Raw genomic sequence first — 19,723 nt, 5'->3', positions numbered from 1 at the left:
CCCGGTTAAACGCCGGGCTATCGCCTGAAATTGTTGCATCCTCGCTGCGTTTAGCAAGGCCCATTCGACGGACCCTGCCACTTCCAGCGGGCGGCTTATCCCGATAGGTTGCGGCCCCAACACGTTTGCGAACAAAGGAAAGAAACATGGCTGATAGAGCCGACGCGGTTGCGCGGGTACGCGAGCATCTTCATTCCGGCGCGTTTCTCGCCGAGCTCGGCCGCAGGGTTGGATATCGGACCGAAAGCCAGAATCCCGGCAGCGGCGAGGCGTTGCGCGCCTATCTCGTGGACGACCTCCAGCCGGCCTTCGCCGCGCTCGACTTCTCCACCCGCCTGATCGAATCGCCGACCGGCAAGGGCCCCTATCTGCTGGCGGACTATCGTGAGGATCCCTCCCTGCCGACCGTGCTCACCTACGGCCATGGTGACGTCGTCGACGGCATGGAAGGCGAATGGCGCGACAATCTCGATCCGTGGCAGGTCACCACCAAGGGCGAGCGCGTCTATGGCCGCGGCACCGCCGACAACAAGGGCCAGCACAGCATCAACCTTGCAGCGTTGCGCGCGGTGCGCGAGACCCGCGGCGGCAAGCTTGGCTTCAATGCCAAATTCATTATAGAGACCGGCGAGGAGATCGGCTCGCCTGATCTGCGGCAGGTGTGTGAAGCCCATCGCGAGGCGCTGAAAGCCGATCTGTTCCTGGCGTCCGACGGGCCGCGGCTCTCGGCCGATCGGCCGACGATCTTTCTCGGCTGCCGCGGCGGCAACCGCATTCATCTCGATGTTAACTTGCGCGAAGGCGGCCACCATTCGGGCAATTGGGGCGGCGTGCTCGCCAATCCCGCGACAATCCTTTGCAACGCCATTGCGAGCCTCGTCGATGGCAAGGGCCGCATGAAGCTCGACGCGCTCAAACCGCCGCGGATCTCGAATGCCGTCCGCGCGGCGCTTGCGGATGTGAAGATCGAGCCGACCGCGGACGAACCGGCGCTTGCGCCCGACTGGGGCGAGGAGGGGCTATCGTCTGCAGAGCGGCTGTTTGCCTGGAATACGCTGGAGGTGCTGGCGATGTCGTCGGGCAGTATCGAGAAGCCGGCCAACGCCATTCCCGGACGCGCCAATGCCGTGCTGCAGCTTCGTTTCGTCGTCGGCACCAAATACGAAGAGGTCATCGACGCCGTGCGCGCGCACCTGCACGCCAACGGCTTTCCTATGGTGGAAGTCAGCGGCACGCAACGTTTCGCTGCCTCGCGCACCGATGTCGACAGTCCCTGGGTGAACTGGACGGCGGACTCGATCAGGGAGACCACCGGCAAGTCGCCGGCGATCCTGCCGAACTTTGGCGGCTCGCTGCCGAATGACGTGTTCGCCGAGGGGCTTGGCCTGCCGACGATCTGGGTGCCGCATTCCTACCCTGGCTGCTCGCAGCATGCGCCGGACGAGCACATCCTGCTGCCGGTGACTGAGGAAGCGCTGGCGATCATGGCAGGCCTGTTTTGGGATCTCGGCGAGAAGCCGCCAGGCACAGGCGTGCGGCGCTAGGCCTCTTCATCCAGCGCGACCAGTTCGCGCTTCTTGCGCAGTGCCGGCAGCAGCGGGCCGACCAGCAGCACGACCGCGACCAGAAGGCAGGCGGCCGAGATCGGCCGCTCGACGAACGTCATCAGATCGCCCTGGGAGAGGATCAGCGACTTCCGCAGATTGTTCTCCAGCATTGGTCCCAGCACGAAGGCCAGCACCAATGGGGCCGGCTCGTAGCCGAGCTTGCGCATAAAATAGCCGATAATGCCGAACGCGATCATCACATAGACGTCGAACACGTTGTTGCTTGAGCAATAGACGCCGATAATGGTGAACAGGATGATCAGTGGGAACAGGATGTTGTAGGGCAATTTCAGGAGTTGCACCCACATGCCGATCAGCGGCAGGTTCAGCACCAGCAGCATCAGATTGCCGATATACATGCTGGCGACGATGCCCCAGAACAGGCCGGGGTTCTGCGTGATCATCAAGGGCCCAGGCTGCAGGCCGTGAATGACGAAAGCGCCGAGCAACAGCGCCATCACCACATTCGGCGGAATGCCGAGCGTCATCAGCGGAATGAAGGCGCCCCCGGCGGCGGCATTGTTGGCGGCTTCGGGTCCCCCCACGCCCTCGATCGCGCCGTTGCCGAACCGCTCCGGTGTCTTGGACAGTCGCTTTTCCAGAGCATAGGACGCAAAGGAAGAGATCACCGCGCCGCCGCCCGGCAGGATGCCGAGAAGGAATCCCATGATCGTTCCGCGCGACATCGGGCCCGCGCTGGCCTTCCAGTCTGCTCTGCTCGGCAGCAGGTGCGTGATCTTCGTGTTGATGATGTCGCGTTTGATGATTTGTTCAGTGTTGAGCAGCACCTCCGCGACGCCGAACAGGCCCATGACAACCGGGACGAGGCCAATGCCGTCGATCAGCTCGATCCGGCCGAAGGTCAGGCGCGGTTGCGCGGTAATGCTGTCGAGCCCGATCAGGCCGAGCACAACGCCGGTGCAGGCCATCAGCAGCGCCTTCGCCATCGAGCCCTGCGTCAGGAAGGTGAGCACCACGACGCCGAGCACCATCAGGCTGAAATATTCGGCCGGCCCGAAAGCGATCGCGACGCTGGCAAGCTTTGGCGCCACCAGCATCAGCGCGATCAGCGCGAAGGTGCCGGCGATGAACGAGCCGAACGCGGCGATGCCGAGCGCAGGACCAGCGCGACCTTGTTTCGCCATCTGGTGCCCGTCGATACAGGTGACGACGGAAGCGGCCTCGCCGGGAATGTTGACCAGGATCGAGGTGGTCGAGCCGCCATACATCGAGCCGTAATAGATTCCGGCCATCATGATGATGCCCGACTCCGGCGTTCCCGACAGCGTGATCGGCAGCAACAGCGACATCGCAGAGATCGGGCCGATGCCAGGCAGAACGCCGACCAGCGTTCCGATGAAGACGCCGATGAAACAATAGATCAGATTGATCGGCTGAAGGGCGACGCCGAAGCCATGCGCGACGTTGATGAGCGTGTCCATGGTGCGATCAGCCGATTTCGAAGATGCCCGAGGGCAATTGGATCAGCAGCAGGCGTTTAAGGATCCACCACATGCCGAGCGGCACCAACAGCGCGATCGGAATGGTCAATTGCCAGCGCACCGGGTCGACCAGCCGCAACAGCAGCACCATCAGCGGGATCGACGACAGCAGGAAGCCAAGCGGATTGAGCGCAAAGGCGAACGCGGCGAGGCAAACGATGACGATCACCGGCTTTGTCCAGCGGGTGTTCTGCCAACGCGAACCGAAGGTCGGCCCGCCCTCGCTGAGCGCCGCGATGATGATCGCCGCGGCGAACACGCACATCAGGATGCCGGTATAGAACATGACGTAACCCGCCCCGGGATCGTTGATGGTACCGAGCTTGAGCTTGAGCCCGGACCAGATCACGAAACCGCCGAGCGCGAGCCCGATCAGCCCGCCCCACAGTTCGGAATTGTTGAGGCGGAATTTGACGTCGCTGTCGTTACTCATGCGAAACTCTCTCAGGCGTTCCCCGGACGCAGCGCAGCGCCATCAGCGCGTTTACGCGCGTCTTGACGCGCTATGGCATTGCGCTGCAGAGCCGGGGTCCACGGCTGGCGTCATGGGGTGCCGGCTCTGCGGAGCAGCGCAAACGCGCTGCACCGCGTCCGGGACACGATTGCGGCTAATTCGTCTTCTTCGCCAGCCCGAGCCTGTCGATCACCTTGCGCTCGGATTCGGTCACTTCGACGACGAACTTCTTGTAATCCTCGGTATTCCTGTAGTTCGGCACCATGTCGAATTTCGCGAGCGTGGCGATCACGGCAGGATCTTCCAGCGCCTTCTTGAAGGCGTCGTGCAGCTTGGCGACGATCTTCGGGTCCATGCCCTTTGGTCCGGCGATGCCGAAAGGCGAGTCATAGACCATTGGATAGCCGAGTTCCTTCAGCGTCGGCACGTTTGGATAGTTCGGCGAGCGCGCCGAGGTCCACACCATCAGAAGCCGCAGCTTGCCGGCGTCGACCAAGGGGCGCCAGCCGGTCGAGTCCGCCTGCAGCATCGTGTGCTGCCCCAGCACCGCGGCATTGGTCTCCGCGCCGCCCTTGAACGGTACCTGCGTCAGTTTGATCCCTGCCATCGAGGCAATCTGCTCCATGCCGATATGCAGCGACGTGCCGGCGCCCGGTGTCGCATAGGTCACCTTGCCGGGATTCTGCTTGGCGTAGTCGATCACATCCTGCCAGGTCTTGAATGGCGACTCGGCGCTGGTGGTGACACCGAACGTGTAGCCGGTGAGGTGAATGATGTAGGTGAAATCCTTGGCCGGATCCCACGAGACTTCCTGCATCAGCGGCAGCCGAAACACCGTGATCGGAATCTGTGCGATAGTGTAACCGTCAGGTTTGGCGCCGGCCGCCATGGTCGCGGGCCCGACGGTGCCGGAACCGCCGGCCTTGTTGTCGATCGCGATCGGCTGCCCCAGAACTTTCGAAGCGCTCTCGGCGATCGCGCGCATCGAGATGTCGGTCGAACCGCCCGCCGGCCACGGGACAATCAGCGTAATCGGCTTGGTGGGATATTCTTGCGCGCCGGCGGCTGCGGATATCAGCATGAAGGCAGCAATCGCGGTCGCCAAATGGCTACGTCTGAACATGTGCAACACTCCCCTGCAGCTTCTCTTGACACGAGAGCCGCTTGTTTCTTCCCGGGCTCGATCATCCCTGAAATCGCCCAAGAAGAAAAGCGTGTTACGCGCCGTCCGCGTCGCAACAAGCTGGAAACGACGCCAGCGATGATCGCCCTGCCGCGGCATCCCGGACTACGGAATTTGGCCGCCGCCGCACAATGCGAATTCGGGCAATGATGACTAGCCTGGATTGTCGGCCCCTTCGTCCGCAACGTCACCGTTCGTTAGGCGGCGCGGCGCGGAGCAAATGGCTTGCAACCGATCAAGTCCGCCGTCAGCCGCGCGCTGGCGCACGCCAGCGTCCAGCCGAGCATGCCGTGTCCTGAATTGAAGAAGAGGCCGTCAAGCGGCGACCAGCCGATGATCGGCCGGCTGTCGGGCGTCATGGGACGAAGCCCGCACCAGGGCTCGATGTCGCCGGCTGCGTCGCTTGGCGACCCGCTACGTTTACCGGCATGGAACTTCACATTTGCTATCGAGAACCAGCGCCGCTTCACCCGCGCCGCCGAGAAACGAAACACGTCCCAAGCCGCGTTCAGCCGGTGGATCAAATCGCTCCAAGCCTGGCTCGGTTTCGACCTGATCGACCGCAGCGTGTACCCGACGCAGCTCACGCCGCAAGGCGAGCGCTTTCGCGCATGCCGGCGAGTTGCTGCGGCAGATGCTCGACAGCCGCGTCGAGCTTGCGGCATCCGCATCGCCCTGCCGTTCGCGATGGCCACCGCCCGGCTGCCGCATTGGTGGCAGGCCTGGTCACAGGAGCGGCGGTTGAGCTGCTCGGTGGTCGTGGCAACATCCACGATCTCGTCACCTCGCTCGTCTCGGACAACGTGGACCTGATGATTTGCTACCACCACGCCGCCCAGCAGCCGATCCATCTCGATCCGGATCGCTACGAACGCGTCACCCTCGGCACCGAGTTCCTGCGGCCCTATGCCAGCGAGGCGCTGATGGCGAAGGGCGGCGCGTCGCTGCCCGGCCGGGCGTCGCATCCGGTCCCCCTTTTGATTATTCGCCCGGCGTCTATTTTCCCGGCTGGTCGATCTCATCCTGGAGACCGCCCCCATTTTCGGCGTGCGGGTCATTGAAAGCGACATGTCGGACGTGCTGTGCGGGATGGCGCTCAGCGGACGCGGTGTGGCTTGGTTAACGGAGGGGACTGTGACGGCTTCCGGCCGGCGGCGGCTGGTCCCAATCGGCGGCGACAAATGGGCGTTGCCTTTGCCTTTAGTCGCATTCAGGGGCCGAATGCATGATGGCCAACGGGCGCTAAATCTGTTTTGGTCCGAATTGTGCAGTTATAGTGCCGGGCACGCCGGAGGCGGTCTTGCCAAAGGTCTTGCCAAAGGTTTTGCCAAGACAGGTTCGAGACCGCCGGCCAAACGGCCCGGCAAGTTGCTGAGTTAGGGTGGATGAGCAATCATCTGAAACCTTTGGAGGGAGAAGTCACGTGAAACACCGTCATATTATCGGCTGTCTGGTCGCGGGTGCGTTGTGCGCCGGGCCGGCAGCGGCCCAGGAGCTCACTGGGACGCTGAAGAACATCAAGGATACCGGCGCCATTACGCTCGGCTACCGCGACTCGTCGATTCCGTTTTCCTATCTCGACGACAACCAGAAGCCGATCGGCTACGCCATGGACATCTGCTACAGGATCGTCGATGCCGTGAAGAAGGAGCTCAAGCTCGACAAGCTCGAGGTCAAGCTCAACCCGGTGACGTCGTCGACCCGCATCCCGCTGCTCGCCAACGGCACGATCGATCTCGAATGCGGCTCGACCACTAACAATGCCGAGCGCCAGAAGCAGATTTCCTACACCAACACCCACTTCCTGACCGCCAGCCGCTACGTCACCAAGAAGGCGAGCAAGATCAACTCGATCGACGATCTGAAGGGCAAGCCGGTGGTCTCGACCGCCGGCACCACCAATATCAAGCAGCTCACCGAAGCCAACGCGGCGCGCAACCTCAACGTCAACATCATCCCGGCGAAGGATCACGCCGAGGCATTCCTGATGGTCGAGACCGATCGCGCCGTGGCCTTCGTGATGGACGACATCCTGCTCGCGAGTCTGGTTGCCGGCTCGAAGGCGCCGGGCGATTACGTCATCTCTAAGGATGCGTTCTCCAAGCCCGAGCCGTACGGCATCATGCTGCGCAAGGACGATCCGGCCTTCAAGAAGGTGGTCGATGCGGCGACGGCGGCGCTCTATACTGGCGGCGAGGGCCAGAAGATCTACGACAAGTGGTTCACGCAGAAGATCCCGCCCAAGGGGCTGAACCTCAACACGCCGATCAGCGCCGAGTTGAAGAACGAATTCGCCAAACCGTCGGACTCGCCGGATCCGGATTCGTATAAGTAAGTGATACGTTGACCCTCATGGTGAAGAGGCGCGCCATGCGCCGTCTCCGGACGATGCTTCGCATCGCCGGGCGAATCCATGAGGGCCCAGTTGGGCCTTCATCCTTGGAGACGCCGCGCGATGCGCGGCTCCTGAGGATGAGGGGCTTCCAACCGGCAAGTCCGGCCATTCTTTTTAAAGCAAAGAATGGCCGGACATTTGCATACGCAGTCATGACCAAGAGCTTTACCGGCACTTTCGGGGACAAGGTGCAGCGTGAACTATAACTGGAACTGGCACATCTTTTTCGAGCCGAACCCGACAGGGGCGGGGACCTATCTCGACATGTTGGTGGCGGGACTGCTGCTGACCATCAAGACCGCGCTGTTGGCCTGGGTCATCGCGCTGATTTTCGGCACGATCATCGGCATCCTGCGCTCGCTGCCGTCGAGAACCGCGTCCTGGATCGGCTTTGGCTATGTCGAATTCTTCCGCAACATGCCGCTGCTGGTGCAGCTATTCCTCTGGTTCTTCGTGTTGCCGGAACTACTACCGCGCGGCGCGGGGCTGTGGCTAAAGCAGATTCCCAATGCGCCATTCTGGACGGCGGCGATCGGGGTCGGGTTGTTCATGTCGGCGCGTGTCGCCGTGCAATTGGCCGCAGGCATCGCCTCGCTGCCGCGTGGACAGAAGAATGCCGCGACCGCGCTCGGGCTGACGACGGCGCAGGGCTATCGCTACGTGCTGCTGCCGATCGCGTTCCGCATCATCCTGCCGCCCCTCACGTCCGAATTCCTCAACACCATCAAGAATACGTCCGTCGCGATCACCATCGGCCTCATCGAACTGACCGGTCAGGCGCGGGCGATGCAGGAATTCTCGTTCCAGGTGTTCGAGGCCTTCACCGCCGCGACCGTGATGTATCTCGCGATCAACATCGTCGTCGTCACCGGCATGCGCTTCCTCGAACGCAGCCTGGCGATCCCCGGCTATATCACGGGGAAATAGCGATGTTCGACAATCTCGATTTCGATGTCATTCGCCGCTCGCTGCCTTACCTGTTTCTCGACGGCATGAGCTTTACGCTGATGCTGACCGGGTTATCGGCGCTGGGCGGCCTGGTCTTCGGTACGCTGATCGCGCTGATGCGGTTGTCCGGCTACAAGCTGCTCGGCCGCGTCGCCGGGCTTTATGTCGACTTCATGCGCTCGCTGCCGCTGGTGCTGGTGATCTTCTGGTTTTATTTCCTGGTGCCTTATATCGGCCAGTGGCTGACGGGTGCGGCGCGCCCCATTCGTGTTGGCGCGTTCACCTCGTCTCTCGTCACTTTCATCATGTTCGAGGCGGCGTATTTCTCCGAGATCATGCGCGCCGGCATCCAGTCGATTTCCAAAGGGCAGCCGGCTGCGGCGAGCGCGCTCGGCCTGACCTACAGCCAGTCCATGCGCTATATCGTACTGCCGCAGGCGTTTCGTAACATGCTGCCGGTGCTGCTGACTCAGACCATCGTGCTGTTCCAGGACACTTCGCTGGTCTACGTGCTGTCGATCCCGGATTTCCTGGGCGCCGCCAGCAAGGTGGCGCAGCGCGACGGCCGGCTGGTCGAGATGTATCTGTTCGCGGCCGCGGTCTATTTCGTGATTTCCTGTGTCGCGTCCTATGGCGTCCGGCGCCTGCAGGCACGCATTGCTATTGTTCGGTAGCGAGCATGATCCGGAAAAGTGGAAACCGGTTCTCCTCGGGACAAACGCGAAGCGTTTGCCCGGCGATCATGCTCAAAAGGATGGGTTCATGATCGAAATCAGCCACGTCAATAAATGGTACGGGCCGAGTTTCCAGGTTCTGAAGGACTGCACCACCAGCGTCGCCAAGGGCGAGGTGGTGGTGGTGTGCGGCCCGTCGGGCTCGGGAAAGTCGACGCTGATCAAATGCGTCAACGCGCTCGAGCCGTTTCAGGAAGGCCAGATCATTCTCGACGGCATCAAGGTCAACGATCCCAAGACCGATCTGCCGAAACTGCGCGCGCGAGTCGGCATGGTGTTCCAGCATTTCGAGCTGTTCCCGCACTTGAGGATCATCGAGAATCTGTGTCTCGCGCAGGAGAAGGTGCTGGGCCGCTCGCATGACGAGGCCATGGCCAAGGGCCAGAAGCTGCTCGAGCGCGTCGGCCTGACGGTGCACGCGAACAAATATCCGGCCGAATTGTCCGGCGGCCAGCAGCAGCGCGTCGCGATCGCGCGGGCGCTTGCCATGGACCCGATCGCGATGCTGTTCGACGAGCCGACCTCGGCGCTCGACCCCGAGATGATCAGCGAGGTGCTCGACGTGATGGTCGATCTCGCCCATGAGGGCATGACGATGATGGTCGTCACCCACGAAATGGGCTTTGCCAGCAAGGTTGCGCACCGCGTGATCTTCATGGACAAGGGCGAGATCGTCGAGGATGCGCTGAAGACGGATTTCTTCGGCAGTCCGCGCAGCGAACGCGCGCAGAAGTTCTTGTCGAAGATTCTGTCGCATTAGGGATGCTGCGGCCATCCGCGTCATTGCGAGCCACCCGGTCGGCGCGAAGCGCCGCCGGATGACAGGCTCCGCGAAGCAATCTATAGCGCTGCAAGTGGAGGAATGGATTGCTTCGTCGCTTGCGCTCCTCGCAATGACGGTTACCTATAACGTCCGCCGCGGCGGCATCGCTATCTTTTAGGAGACTCTACTTTGGAACAGATCGCTTACGTCAACGGCTCGTTCGTCCCGCTTTCAGAGGCGAAGGTCTCGATCTTCGACCGCGGATTCCTGTTTGCCGACGGCATCTATGAAGTCGCCGCCGTGCTGGACGGAAAATTGATCGACAACGCCTCGCATCTGGCGCGGCTGGAGCGCTCGGTCGGCGAGATCGAGCTGGCGCTGCCGGAGACGACGGCGCGCATCCAGGAGATCCAGAAGGAGCTGGTCGCGCGCAACGATCTCGTCAACGGCATGGTTTATCTGGAAGTAACGCGCGGCGCCGACACCGGGCGCGATTTTGCGTTTCCGAAGAACGTAAAGCCGACGTTGATCATGTTCACCTCCACCAAGGACATCATCAACGCGCCGTCGGCCAAGACCGGCATCAACGTGATCACGGTGCCGGACCTGCGCTGGGCCCGCCGCGATATCAAGAGCGTCGCGCTGTTGGCGCAGGTGTTGGCCAAGCAGGCTGCGGCGGTGGCCGGCGCCGGCGAGGCCTGGATGATCGAGGACGGCAAGGTGACCGAGGGCGGCTCGTCGTCATGCTTCATCCTGACCCAGGACGACGTAATCGTGACGCGGCAGAACGGCAGCGAGATCCTGCCCGGCTGCACCCGCAAGGCCGTCGTCGCGCTGGCCGAAGAACGCCAGCTTCGCGTCGAGGAGAGGGCATTTTCCGTCGAGGAAGCGCTGGCCGCCAAGGAAGCCTTCGTTACCAGCGCCAGTCTGTTCGTACAGGCCGTGGTGTCGATTGACGGCAAGAAGGTCGCCGACGGCAAGCCCGGCCCGATGACCAACCGCCTTCGCGAGATTTACATCGAATTCGCCAAGGCGACGGCGGTGTGATGATCGGAAGAGCCGCGACGGGCCGCGGCTCGTCCGTCTCACTTCTTGCCGAACGTCGTCAGTTGCGCGCCATCGTCGGCAACGAAAACCGCGAGCAGGCTTGCGGGCTCCGTCGTGCTCGCATTCTCGCTGACGAGGTGCTCGCTGCCGGGTGGCTCAAAGAAGCTTTCGCCCGCCTTGTAGACGCGGGCCGGGCCGGTCGCCGAATTTTCTGACCGGATGCTGCCCGACAGCACATAGGCGAATACGCTGCCGGCGTGATGATGGCTGGCCGACTTGCCGCCCGGCTCGTAGTTGACCACGACGGCCGTCAGGCTCTTGCCGGGCACGTTGGGAAGTCTCTCCGAACGAACCGGCGTTACCTTGTCGCCTTCGGCATGGGCTGTGGGTATGCCGACGATTGCCAGCGCAACCACGGCCGCTACCGTGACATGATGCATCGTAAATTTCATATTGACCTCCTCGCTTTACGCCACTGCCGCCTTTGCCTTGACCGGGTGCACCGCGCGAAAAGCGATCGCCAGCCGGTTCCAAGCATTGATAGCCCCGATCAGCATGGTCAGATTGACCGTCTCCGCTTCCGAGAAGTGGGCGCGCACGTCTTCGTAGAGATCGTCAGGGGCATGCGTTTCAGCAATCAGCGTCAGCGCGTCGGTCCAGGCCAACGCCGCGCGTTCACGGTCGGTGTAGAGCGGCGACTCGTGCCATGCGCTCAACAGATACAGCCGTTGCTCGGTCTCGCCGAGCTTGCGGGCGTCCTGGGTGTGCATGTTGATGCAGTACGCGCAGCCGTTGATCTGCGAGGCGCGTGTCTTCACCAGTTCGATCAGCGACTTTTCGAGACCTGAAGCGACGATCTGGGCCTCCAGCGCGACAAGCGCTTTGATGGTCTCAGGCGCGGCCTGGTAGTAATTCATCCGGGGCTTCATGCGCTTCTCCTTCTCTGCGACGCTTTCAATTTGAGCGGTTGTTTCAGTGTACGCTGACAGCCTGTCCTCATTTCTGAGGACGTTAGACCTTCTCCTTCACAAACCTGTTCCGCAACGTTCCGATGCCGGTGATGTCGATGTCGACGACATCGCCGGCTTTCAAATCAGGTGAGGCGCCGTCGGTGCCCATCCAGATCACGTCGCCCGGCGACAGCGTGAAATATTTGGTGAGTTCGACGAGGAACGGCACGATGCCGAAGATCATGTCGTTGGTGCGGAAGCGGCCGGTCTCCTTGCCGTTCACGCGGATCACGGTTTCCATCCTGTCGAGGTCGACATCGGTTTCGATCCACGGGCCCATCGGCTTGAAGGTGTCGGCATTCTTGGAGCGCCACAGGCTGCGGTCGGCCTTCTGCCAAGTGCGCTCGCTGACGTCGTTGCCGATCGTATAGCCGAACACGCAATCCATCGCGTTGGCTTCGATGAGGTGTTTTGCCTTCTTGCCGATCACGACCACCAGTTCGCCCTCGTAATGAATCTTCTCGGTCGCGCTCGCGGGGATCACCACATCCTCATCATGGGCGATCAGCGCGTTCTGCGCGCGATAGCCGATCTCGGGCCGGTCGGGTACGTTCGGCGCCGTGCCGGCCTTGTCGGCGGCTTCCTTGAGGTGTTTGAGATAGTTCAGCCCGACGCAATAGAAGGTGCGCGGGATCAGCGGCAGCTCGATCTTGACGTCCTTCAGCGCATGCGACTGCGTTCCGCGCTGCCATTCGCCGAACGGATCGCCTTCGACCGCGATCACGCGCTCACCTTCGACAATGCCCCAGGATGTCTTGCCGGCAGCGGTGAATTTGAGCCAACGCATAAAGTGTCCTCTTGTTATTCGGCGGCGGTCTGCGGCCGAGTTTTCCAGGCGCCGGCGGCAGGTCGCTTCAGGCCGAGATTGTCGCGCAGGGTCTTGCCGGCATAGTCCTTGTGAAACAGGCCGCGGCGCTGCAATTCCGGCACCACATGCTTGACGAAGTCGGCGTAGGAACCCGGCACGATAGTGGCTGCGATGACAAAGCCGTCGCAGCCGCGCTCGACGAACATCTCTTCGAGTTTGTCCGCGATCTCCTTCGGGCCGCCGACGATCGCGTCCTGCACCTGGCCGCGGCCGGAGAAGGTGACGAAGTCGCGCGCGCTGGGATTGGTCTTGGCTGATGCCCTCAGCACGCCGTCGCGAATGCCGAGGATACCCTGCATGCTCTTGAGCTCTTCCGATGTCAGCGGCTCATCGAGCGGCTTGGCGGCGAAGTCGAAGTTCAGCGCTTCCGCGAGCAGCGACAGTGCATCGATTTCCAGCGGCAGCTTGTTGATGACGGCCATCTTGTCCTCAGCCTCGGCCTTGGTCGCGCCGCAGACGGGGGTGGTGAGGTTGCAGAGAAACATCTGATCGGGATCGCGGCCGGCCTTCGCCGCTTCGTTGCGGACCGCCGCATAGCCTTCCTTGGCGGCGGCCACGTTGCGCGCGGCGGTGAAGATCACTTCGCCCCATCGCCCCGCAAAGCGCTGGCCGCGACCGGACGCGCCGGCCTGGATGATGACGGGATAGCCCTGCTCCGAGCGGGGCACGGTGAACGGCCCGCGCGACTTGAAGAATTGTCCCTTGTGGTCGAGCCGCTTCACCTTGGCCGGATCGGCGAAGCGGCCGCTCTTCTTGTCCATGATCAAGGAGCCGTCTTCCCAGGTGTCCCAATGGCCGAGCACGACTTCCATGAACTCGTCGGCGCGATCGTAGCGGAAATCATGTTCGAGATGGGCGTCCTTGCCCATGTTGTGGGCCTCGCCGTCATTGAGCGAGGTAACGACGTTCCAGCCCGCGCGTCCGCCCGACATCAGGTCGAGGGTGGCGAAGCGGCGTGCAACGTCGAACGGTTCGTAATAGGTGGTCGAGCAGGTCGACCCCAGGCCGAGCTTCGTCGTGACCATGCCCATTGTGGTCAGCACGATCAGCGGGTCCATCTTCACGCAGCGGATGCCGTATTCGACGGTGTGGGCATGATCGTTGCCGTAGCGGTCGGGCATCGCCAGGCGATCGTCGAAGAATGCCATGTGGAATTTGCCGGCTTCGAGGATCCGAGCGATCTCCTGGTAGTAGTCGGCCGACATCGAATCGTCGCGCGATTCCGGGTGCCGCCATGAACTCGGCAGGTTGGTGCAGTTCTGCGCCTGCAAAAATCCCACCAGCGCCATTTGCCGTGTCATGCCGTTCTCCCTGTGCGGACTGGTTTGGATTTCATTTCAGGTCGAGCTCAGCGATGAGCTTGTAGTCGGTAGCGAGTGCCTTCAATTTTTCCCAGGTGGCGTCCTCGACCTCAATACCGTCGCGCCTGCGCTGCTGCTCGCGGACATGTTCGATCTCGCCGGGATAGAACACGCCGGGCGAGCCTTCCGACGGCGGCGTCGATTTGAGATAACGTGCGAACTCGCCGACCTCCCGCTCGAAATCCTTCAGGGGACGGAAGGCCGCGACATTGAACACCGCCATGAAACATCCGTCGTTGTGCCGGCCGGTCGGCTCGACGCCAAAACCGAGTCCGGTGAGCAGGCCACAGAGCACTTCGACCATCGCGGCGAGGCCGCTTCCTTTGTAGCCTTCGCTGCCGCCGAGCGGCAGCAGCACGCCGCCCTTGCGATACTGGCTGGGGTCGGTGGTGTGCCGTCCGTCGGCGTCGATGATCCAGCCTTGCGGAATCCGTTCGCCGCGCGCGACCGATAGTGCGATCTTGCCGGCCGCCACCGCCGAGGTCGCCATGTCAAGGTAGAACGGCGCCTCAAGGTCCGACGGCACCGCGATCGAGATCGGGTTGGTGCCGAGCCTTGCCTCGCGGCCGCCAAACGGCGCGACATGCTTCGGCGAGCGACCGGAATCGGCGGCGGCAATCCCGATCATGCCGGCCCGCATCGCCATCAGCGGATAGGTGGCGAGACGCCCGACATGGCTTTGCCGGAACACCGTGCAGGCGGCGACATTGGCGGTTTTGGCTTTCCCGATCGTCAGGGCCATCGCCTTGGCGTTGACATGAAAGCCGAACCCCCAATGGCCGTCGATCACGGTCGTGGTCGACGATTCCTGGACGATCGTCCATTTGGCGCCGGGCACGATATGGCCGGCCTTGATGCGGTCGATGTAGGTCGGGATCGCGATCACCCCGTGCGAATCGTGGCCGGCGAGATTGGCGTTGACGCAGCCGACAGCGACCGCCCTGGCTTCCTCTTCAGTTGCACCGGCAGCCCTAAGCAGAGCCGCGCCGATTTGCGTGAGACGGTCGGCCTGGACCATCGGCATGGGAGTTTCCTCACCTTGAGCGCCCGCGCGAACCGCGGGTCGTGCTTGGTACCGGCATGCTCTCAAAGCGCCCGCGACAGGGCAAGCGTGGAAATATCCTGTTAGCCATGCCGTCAGCAGGGCCCTCACGTATCAGGATTTTCATCCTGCAAAATCCGAAAATTGCTTGCAGCAGGTCCCGCAACCCGGCCGGCGCCAGCGGTATGGCTGACAGATCGTGAATGGGCCGTAGTTCTCCGGAGCAGCGTCGTTCGTCGTTGGTCTGACATTTACTCTGAATCGCAACTTCCGCCGCCAATAACGAGCATTTAGGCCTGTTGCACGCATAAAATCCGTAAGGGCAGCCCGGCGCTGCCGGCAGGGAGCTTGGGGACGGTGACGACCGACATCGCGCGAACACTCGCGGCGTTGAATGCGACCAACGAAGCGATTCTGTACGCCAAATCGCCCGAAGAATTGTATGCGAAGGTCTGCGAAGCCGCGTTCTCGGTTGGCGACTTCCTGGCTATCTCGGTCTTCCTGCTGGAGAGAGAAACCAATCTCCTGCGCTTCGCCGCCGGCTGCGGCGATGACGTGCCCCGCCTTCGCAGCATCGACATTTCGATCGTGGCCGGTACGCCAGAGGGTTCCGGGGTTGCCGGACAAGCGTTTCGCGACCGGCGGGTGAGCGTCAGCAATGATTTCCTGAACGATCCGCGCTCGCTGGTTTGGCGCGAGGGCGCCAAGGCCAACCAGGTGGGCGCGGCGGCAGCGCTGCCGCTGATCTGCAACGGCCAGAGCGTCGGCGTGTTGCTGGTCTCGCGGCGCGAGGCGCACTCGATCGACGCGCAGCTCGTATCGATGCTGGAGCGCGTCTCGGCAAACATTTCGTTTGCGCTCGATAATTTCGACCACGAGGCCGCACGAAAGAACGGCGAGCGTGCGATGCGGCGGTTGAACCGGATGTTCGGCGCCATCAGCGCGACCAACGAAGCCATTCTTCGCGCCAAGACCGAACAGGATCTCTATCAGCGCGTTTGCGACGCCGCGGTGTACAGCGGCAAATCCGCGGCCACAGTGGTCCTGCTCGCGGAGCCGGACTCGATCTGGCTGAAACCGGCCGCCGGGACAGGCGCAATCGTCGAACAGATCATGCGGGCGCCATTCTCGATCGACGCGGGCAACCCGTACGGAACGGGCGTCTGCGGCAAGGCATTCCGGACACAGCAGCCGGCCGTCAACAACGACATCCTCAGTTCGACACAGGGGCAGCCCTGGCATCAGGCCGCCCGCGAGACGGGCGTTACCGCCTGCGTCGCCGCTCCCCTGATCAAGGCGGATGAGAGTATCGGCGTGCTGCTGTTCTTCGTCGGAAAGCTGTGGGCGGAGGACGAAGAGATCGTCGCGCTGATGGCGCGGATTGCCGAAAACGTCTCCTTCGCACTGGAAAATTTCGAGCGCGCCAGCGAGAAGGCGCGGGCCGACGCCCAAAAGCAACGTCTGGGGCGCATGCTGGCGGCGCTCAGCGCCACCAACGAAGCGATCGTCCGCGCGACGTCGCGGGCAGAGCTGTTCGAGCTGGTGTGCGAAGCTGCCGCAAACGGCGGACGGTTCAACTCGACCAGTATCCTGTTGGCTCGCCCCGACAGCTACGATATCGATCTGGTGGCCGCTGCAGGACCGACGGCAAACAACATGCGGCGGGTCAAGGTCTCGACCAACGCGGATCTGCCTGAAGGGCGCGGTCTCTGCGGCAATGCGTTCCGCTCCAGGCGAACTTGCATCGCAAACGACTTTCGGTCCGATCCGCGAGGATCGGCATTTCGTCAGTTCATTCACAGCGACGGTGCTATGTCGGGCGCTGCGTTTCCGCTGCTCGTTTCCGGTCAGCCCGTCGGTGTGATGTTCTTCATCTCGTCCGAGAAAGACACGTTCACGCCCGAATTTGCCGAGTTGTTGCAGCGGCTCACGGAGAATGTGTCGTTCGCGCTGGAAAATTTCGACCGTGCGGACGAGAAGGCGAGAACCGAAAGTCAGAAAGAGCGCCTGACGCGGATGTTCGCTGCTTTGAGCAGGACCAATGAAGCCATCATGCGGGCCAAGTCCCGCACGGAGCTCTTTGATCTCGTGTGCGAAGCTGCAGCAAATGGCGGCAGGTTCACGTCGGCCACCATTGCGCTGGCAACTCCGGGCAGCGACCTTCTCAGGATCGTGGCGGCCTCCGGCCCGGCAGCCGAGACGACGCGGCATGTCAGGCTGTCGACCGATGAAAGTCGTCCCGAGGGACGTGGGCTCAGCGGAACGGCGTTCCGAACCGGGCGTCCATGCATCACCAATGATTATGTTGGCGACCAGCGCGTTGCCGCCTTCCAAGCCGTCGTAGGTAGCTATGGCGCTCAGTCGGGCGCCGCCTTTCCCCTCTTGGCGCATGACGAGCCAGTTGGCGTCATGATTTACATGTCCCTCGATAAGGACACTTTCACTCCCGAATTCTCGGAACTGCTGCAGCGATTGGCCGACAACGTATCTTTCGCGCTGGAGAATTTCGACCGTGCGGACGACAAGGCGAGGACCGAAATCCAGAAGGAGCGCCTGACGCGCATGCTGGCGGCGCTGAGCGCGACCAATGAGGCGATCATCCGCGCGACGTCGCGGGCGGAACTGTTCGATCTGGTGTGCGAGGCCGCGGCCGACGGCGGCAAGTTTACCCTGACTTCCATCGTATTGACGAAGCCCGACAGCGACTATCTCGACGTTGTCGCTGCCGCCGGTCCGACTGCCCTCAGCGCACGTCTGGCAAAGATATCGGCCAGTGAGGCACACCCGGAGGGACGTGGGCTGTGCGGTCAGGCGATCCGTTCGCAGCGGGCCTGCATCATCAACGATTACCTCGCGGATCCCAATACCGAGGCGTTTCATCACAGCGCGCGTCTTGATGGTACGAATTCCGGCGCTTCATTCCCCCTGCTGGTGCATGGGAAAGCCGTCGGCGTGATGTCGTTCATGTCGCTCGAGAAGGATACGTTCACGGCCGAATTTGCCGAGTTGTTGCAGCGGCTCGTCGACAACGTGTCCTTTGCGCTGGAGAATTTCGACCGCGCGGATGAAAAGACCCGCGCGGACGAGCGGATCGAGTACCTGGCGTCGCACGACAGCCTGACCAACCTGCCGAACCGGGAAATGTTCAACGGCATGCTTCGCCGCGCGATCGACGCCGCCGCGCGCCACCAGCGGCAGTTTGCGCTGCTGTTCATCGACCTCGACAGGTTCAAGGTCATCAACGATTCGCTTGGGCATGACGCTGGCGACGTGCTGCTGGTGGAGATCGGCGACAGGGTACGCCGCGCGCTGCGCTCGAGCGATGTCGTGGCGCGGCTCGGCGGCGACGAGTTCGTGGTCATTCTGGAGGAGGCGGCCGAGCGTCACGAGGTGGAGCGCATAGCCGGCGAGCTTCTCTCCGTACTGGGCCAGCCGCTGCAGCTCAGCGGTCACGAATGCCACACCACCGCTTCGATCGGGATCGCGATGTACCCGTCCGACGGCACCGACGTGCAAACGCTGACCAAGAACGCCGACATGGCGATGTATCTCGCCAAGGAGGACGGCAAGAACGGCTTTCGCTTCTTTACCAAAGAGATCAAGACACAGTCGATCGAGCGGCTGACGCTGGAGAGCGCGCTTCGCCGCGCGCTGGAACGCGACCAGTTCTCGCTGCATTATCAGCCGAAGATCGACATGGCGAGCGGCCAGATCACCGGCGTCGAGGCGCTACTGCGCTGGGTACACCCCGAACTCGGCACCGTCTCCCCGGGACAATTCATCCCTCTAGCCGAGGAAACCGGCCTGATCGTTCCGATCGGCTGCTGGGTGCTCAAGGAAGCCTGCGCGCAGAACATGGCCTGGCAGCGCCGTGGCCTGCGGCCGGTGACGATGGCGGTCAACCTGTCGCCGCGGCAATTCGCCGATCCGCATCTGTTGCACGATGTCGACGAGGCGCTTTTGGCAAGCGGCATGTCGCCGGTGCTGCTGCAGCTTGAAGTCACCGAAAGCATGGTGATGCGGAATGTCTCGCGCGCGATCAAGGTGCTCGATGCGATCCAGAGCCGCGGCATTCGCCTTGCGATCGACGATTTCGGGACCGGCTATTCGTCGATGTCGCTGATGAAGCAGTTCCCGATCGATACTATCAAGATCGATCGCTCTTTCATTCGCGACCTGCCTGTCGATTCCGAAGACCAGGCCATTGCGCAGGCGATCATCAGCATGGGCAAGGCGCTTGGCATGACCGTCATTGCGGAGGGCGTCGAGACCGTCGAGCAGGAGGTGTTTCTGCGCAATCACGCCTGCGACGAGATGCAGGGATTTCTGTTCTCGAAGCCGCTGCCGGCAAAGCAGATGGCTGATTTGCTTCGGGCCGAACCGCGGCTAGCCTCGCCGCCGCTGCAGCCGGAAGCCGGGTCAGGGTTGGAACGCACCGTCGTCTGACGGCTGCGGGTGCAGTTCACGCGCGAGCTTGGTGTCCGAAGCCTTGCGAGGAAAGTCGTCGGGCCAGGGCAGGGTCGTCTGTCCCGCGATGGCTTTGAGGAGGAGTCCTGCCGCGGCGGCATATGTGGTCTGGTTGGGCAGGCCAAGCTCGGCACACCATTCCGCCGGCAAGGATTGCGGCGCGCTGCGCAACTCCATCGCCGGTCCCCACCACCATGCCGGGGCGGGCGATCGTTCGGTTTCGGGAACAGCCCGCCAGCGTGCATACTCGCCGATCAAGCGTTCGAACTGCAATCGCGCCGCCGGATGCATCCCATCTCCCGTCATTAGATGATATCCACATCCGCACGCGTTGCAATGCGT

18 protein-coding genes are annotated in these 19,723 nt (G+C 62.5%); 8 read left to right on the top strand and 10 right to left on the bottom strand.

Annotated elements, in window-relative coordinates; translation table 11 throughout:
• Nucleotides 1–146: 146 nt before the first annotated feature.
• Nucleotides 147–1,544: a M20 family metallopeptidase gene (locus tag CQ13_RS02600; protein WP_057841478.1), complete on the top strand. Its 1,398-nt coding sequence runs from the start codon at nt 147–149 to the stop codon at nt 1,542–1,544.
• Here the strand turns inward: CQ13_RS02600 and CQ13_RS02595 are convergent.
• The 4 genes from CQ13_RS02595 to CQ13_RS46685 form a co-directional block, all read right to left on the bottom strand.
• Nucleotides 1,541–3,049, bottom strand: coding sequence for a tripartite tricarboxylate transporter permease (locus tag CQ13_RS02595; protein ID WP_057841477.1), 1,509 nt, complete (start codon nt 3,047–3,049; stop codon nt 1,541–1,543). The genes CQ13_RS02600 and CQ13_RS02595 overlap by 4 nt on opposite strands.
• 7 nt (nt 3,050–3,056) lie before the next feature.
• A complete protein-coding gene (locus CQ13_RS02590) occupies nt 3,057–3,542 on the bottom strand; it encodes a tripartite tricarboxylate transporter TctB family protein (protein ID WP_057841476.1) in 486 nt (161 codons plus the stop codon).
• Nucleotides 3,543–3,717: 175 nt separating this feature from the next.
• The gene (locus CQ13_RS02585; RefSeq protein WP_057841475.1) at nt 3,718–4,686 is read right to left on the bottom strand and encodes a Bug family tripartite tricarboxylate transporter substrate binding protein; all 969 of its coding nucleotides are present in this window, start codon (nt 4,684–4,686) and stop codon (nt 3,718–3,720) included.
• A 257-nt stretch (nt 4,687–4,943) separates the two neighbouring features.
• Nucleotides 4,944–5,573 carry an FAD-dependent oxidoreductase gene (locus CQ13_RS46685; protein WP_347337009.1) on the bottom strand — a complete coding sequence of 210 codons (630 nt, stop codon included), beginning with the start codon at nt 5,571–5,573 and terminating at the stop codon, nt 4,944–4,946.
• Here CQ13_RS46685 and CQ13_RS44190 point away from each other — a divergent pair.
• From CQ13_RS44190 to CQ13_RS02545, 6 genes are all read left to right on the top strand, one after another.
• A complete protein-coding gene (locus CQ13_RS44190) occupies nt 5,457–5,807 on the top strand; it encodes a hypothetical protein (protein WP_197427229.1) in 351 nt (116 codons plus the stop codon). The genes CQ13_RS46685 and CQ13_RS44190 overlap by 117 nt on opposite strands.
• 362 nt (nt 5,808–6,169) lie before the next feature.
• Complete coding sequence (locus tag CQ13_RS02570) at nt 6,170–7,081, top strand: amino acid ABC transporter substrate-binding protein (RefSeq protein WP_057841472.1); 912 nt, start codon at nt 6,170–6,172, stop codon at nt 7,079–7,081.
• 255 nt (nt 7,082–7,336) lie between these two features.
• Nucleotides 7,337–8,068 carry an amino acid ABC transporter permease gene (locus CQ13_RS02560; RefSeq protein WP_057841470.1) on the top strand — a complete coding sequence of 244 codons (732 nt, stop codon included), beginning with the start codon at nt 7,337–7,339 and terminating at the stop codon, nt 8,066–8,068.
• 2 nt (nt 8,069–8,070) lie between these two features.
• Nucleotides 8,071–8,763 (top strand): amino acid ABC transporter permease, encoded by a 693-nt coding sequence (locus tag CQ13_RS02555; protein ID WP_057841469.1) that lies wholly within the window; start codon nt 8,071–8,073, stop codon nt 8,761–8,763.
• 88 nt (nt 8,764–8,851) lie between these two features.
• Complete coding sequence (locus CQ13_RS02550) at nt 8,852–9,583, top strand: amino acid ABC transporter ATP-binding protein (RefSeq protein ID WP_057841598.1); 732 nt, start codon at nt 8,852–8,854, stop codon at nt 9,581–9,583.
• Nucleotides 9,584–9,775: 192 nt separating this feature from the next.
• Nucleotides 9,776–10,633, top strand: coding sequence for a D-amino-acid transaminase (locus tag CQ13_RS02545; protein ID WP_057841468.1), 858 nt, complete (start codon nt 9,776–9,778; stop codon nt 10,631–10,633).
• A 38-nt stretch (nt 10,634–10,671) separates the two neighbouring features.
• On the opposite strand, the gene CQ13_RS02540 is transcribed toward CQ13_RS02545, so the two are convergent.
• From CQ13_RS02540 to CQ13_RS02520, 5 genes are all read right to left on the bottom strand, one after another.
• Nucleotides 10,672–11,085 (bottom strand): cupin domain-containing protein, encoded by a 414-nt coding sequence (locus CQ13_RS02540; protein ID WP_057841467.1) that lies wholly within the window; start codon nt 11,083–11,085, stop codon nt 10,672–10,674.
• A 15-nt stretch (nt 11,086–11,100) separates the two neighbouring features.
• Nucleotides 11,101–11,562 carry a carboxymuconolactone decarboxylase family protein gene (locus CQ13_RS02535; RefSeq protein WP_057841466.1) on the bottom strand — a complete coding sequence of 154 codons (462 nt, stop codon included), beginning with the start codon at nt 11,560–11,562 and terminating at the stop codon, nt 11,101–11,103.
• An 82-nt stretch (nt 11,563–11,644) separates the two neighbouring features.
• Nucleotides 11,645–12,430, bottom strand: coding sequence for a fumarylacetoacetate hydrolase family protein (locus CQ13_RS02530; protein WP_057841465.1), 786 nt, complete (start codon nt 12,428–12,430; stop codon nt 11,645–11,647).
• Between the two features lie 14 nt (nt 12,431–12,444).
• The gene (locus CQ13_RS02525; RefSeq protein WP_057841464.1) at nt 12,445–13,812 is read right to left on the bottom strand and encodes an LLM class flavin-dependent oxidoreductase; all 1,368 of its coding nucleotides are present in this window, start codon (nt 13,810–13,812) and stop codon (nt 12,445–12,447) included.
• A gap of 31 nt (nt 13,813–13,843) precedes the next feature.
• On the bottom strand, nt 13,844–14,896 hold the full coding sequence (locus CQ13_RS02520; RefSeq protein ID WP_057841463.1) for an Ldh family oxidoreductase: 1,053 nt from the start codon (nt 14,894–14,896) through the stop codon (nt 13,844–13,846).
• A 375-nt stretch (nt 14,897–15,271) separates the two neighbouring features.
• Between CQ13_RS02520 and CQ13_RS02515 the strand changes: the two genes are divergently transcribed.
• Nucleotides 15,272–19,360, top strand: coding sequence for a bifunctional diguanylate cyclase/phosphodiesterase (locus CQ13_RS02515; protein WP_057841597.1), 4,089 nt, complete (start codon nt 15,272–15,274; stop codon nt 19,358–19,360).
• On the opposite strand, the gene CQ13_RS02510 is transcribed toward CQ13_RS02515, so the two are convergent.
• Nucleotides 19,334–19,687, bottom strand: coding sequence for a hypothetical protein (locus CQ13_RS02510; protein WP_430649648.1), 354 nt, complete (start codon nt 19,685–19,687; stop codon nt 19,334–19,336). The genes CQ13_RS02515 and CQ13_RS02510 overlap by 27 nt on opposite strands.
• Nucleotides 19,688–19,723: the final 36 nt, after the last annotated feature.

It is taken from the genome of Bradyrhizobium retamae (genome assembly GCF_001440415.1).
Taxonomy (GTDB): domain Bacteria; phylum Pseudomonadota; class Alphaproteobacteria; order Rhizobiales; family Xanthobacteraceae; genus Bradyrhizobium; species Bradyrhizobium retamae.
Note: the sequence above shows the minus strand (reverse complement) of the source record. Positions and strands in the feature narration are given on the sequence as shown.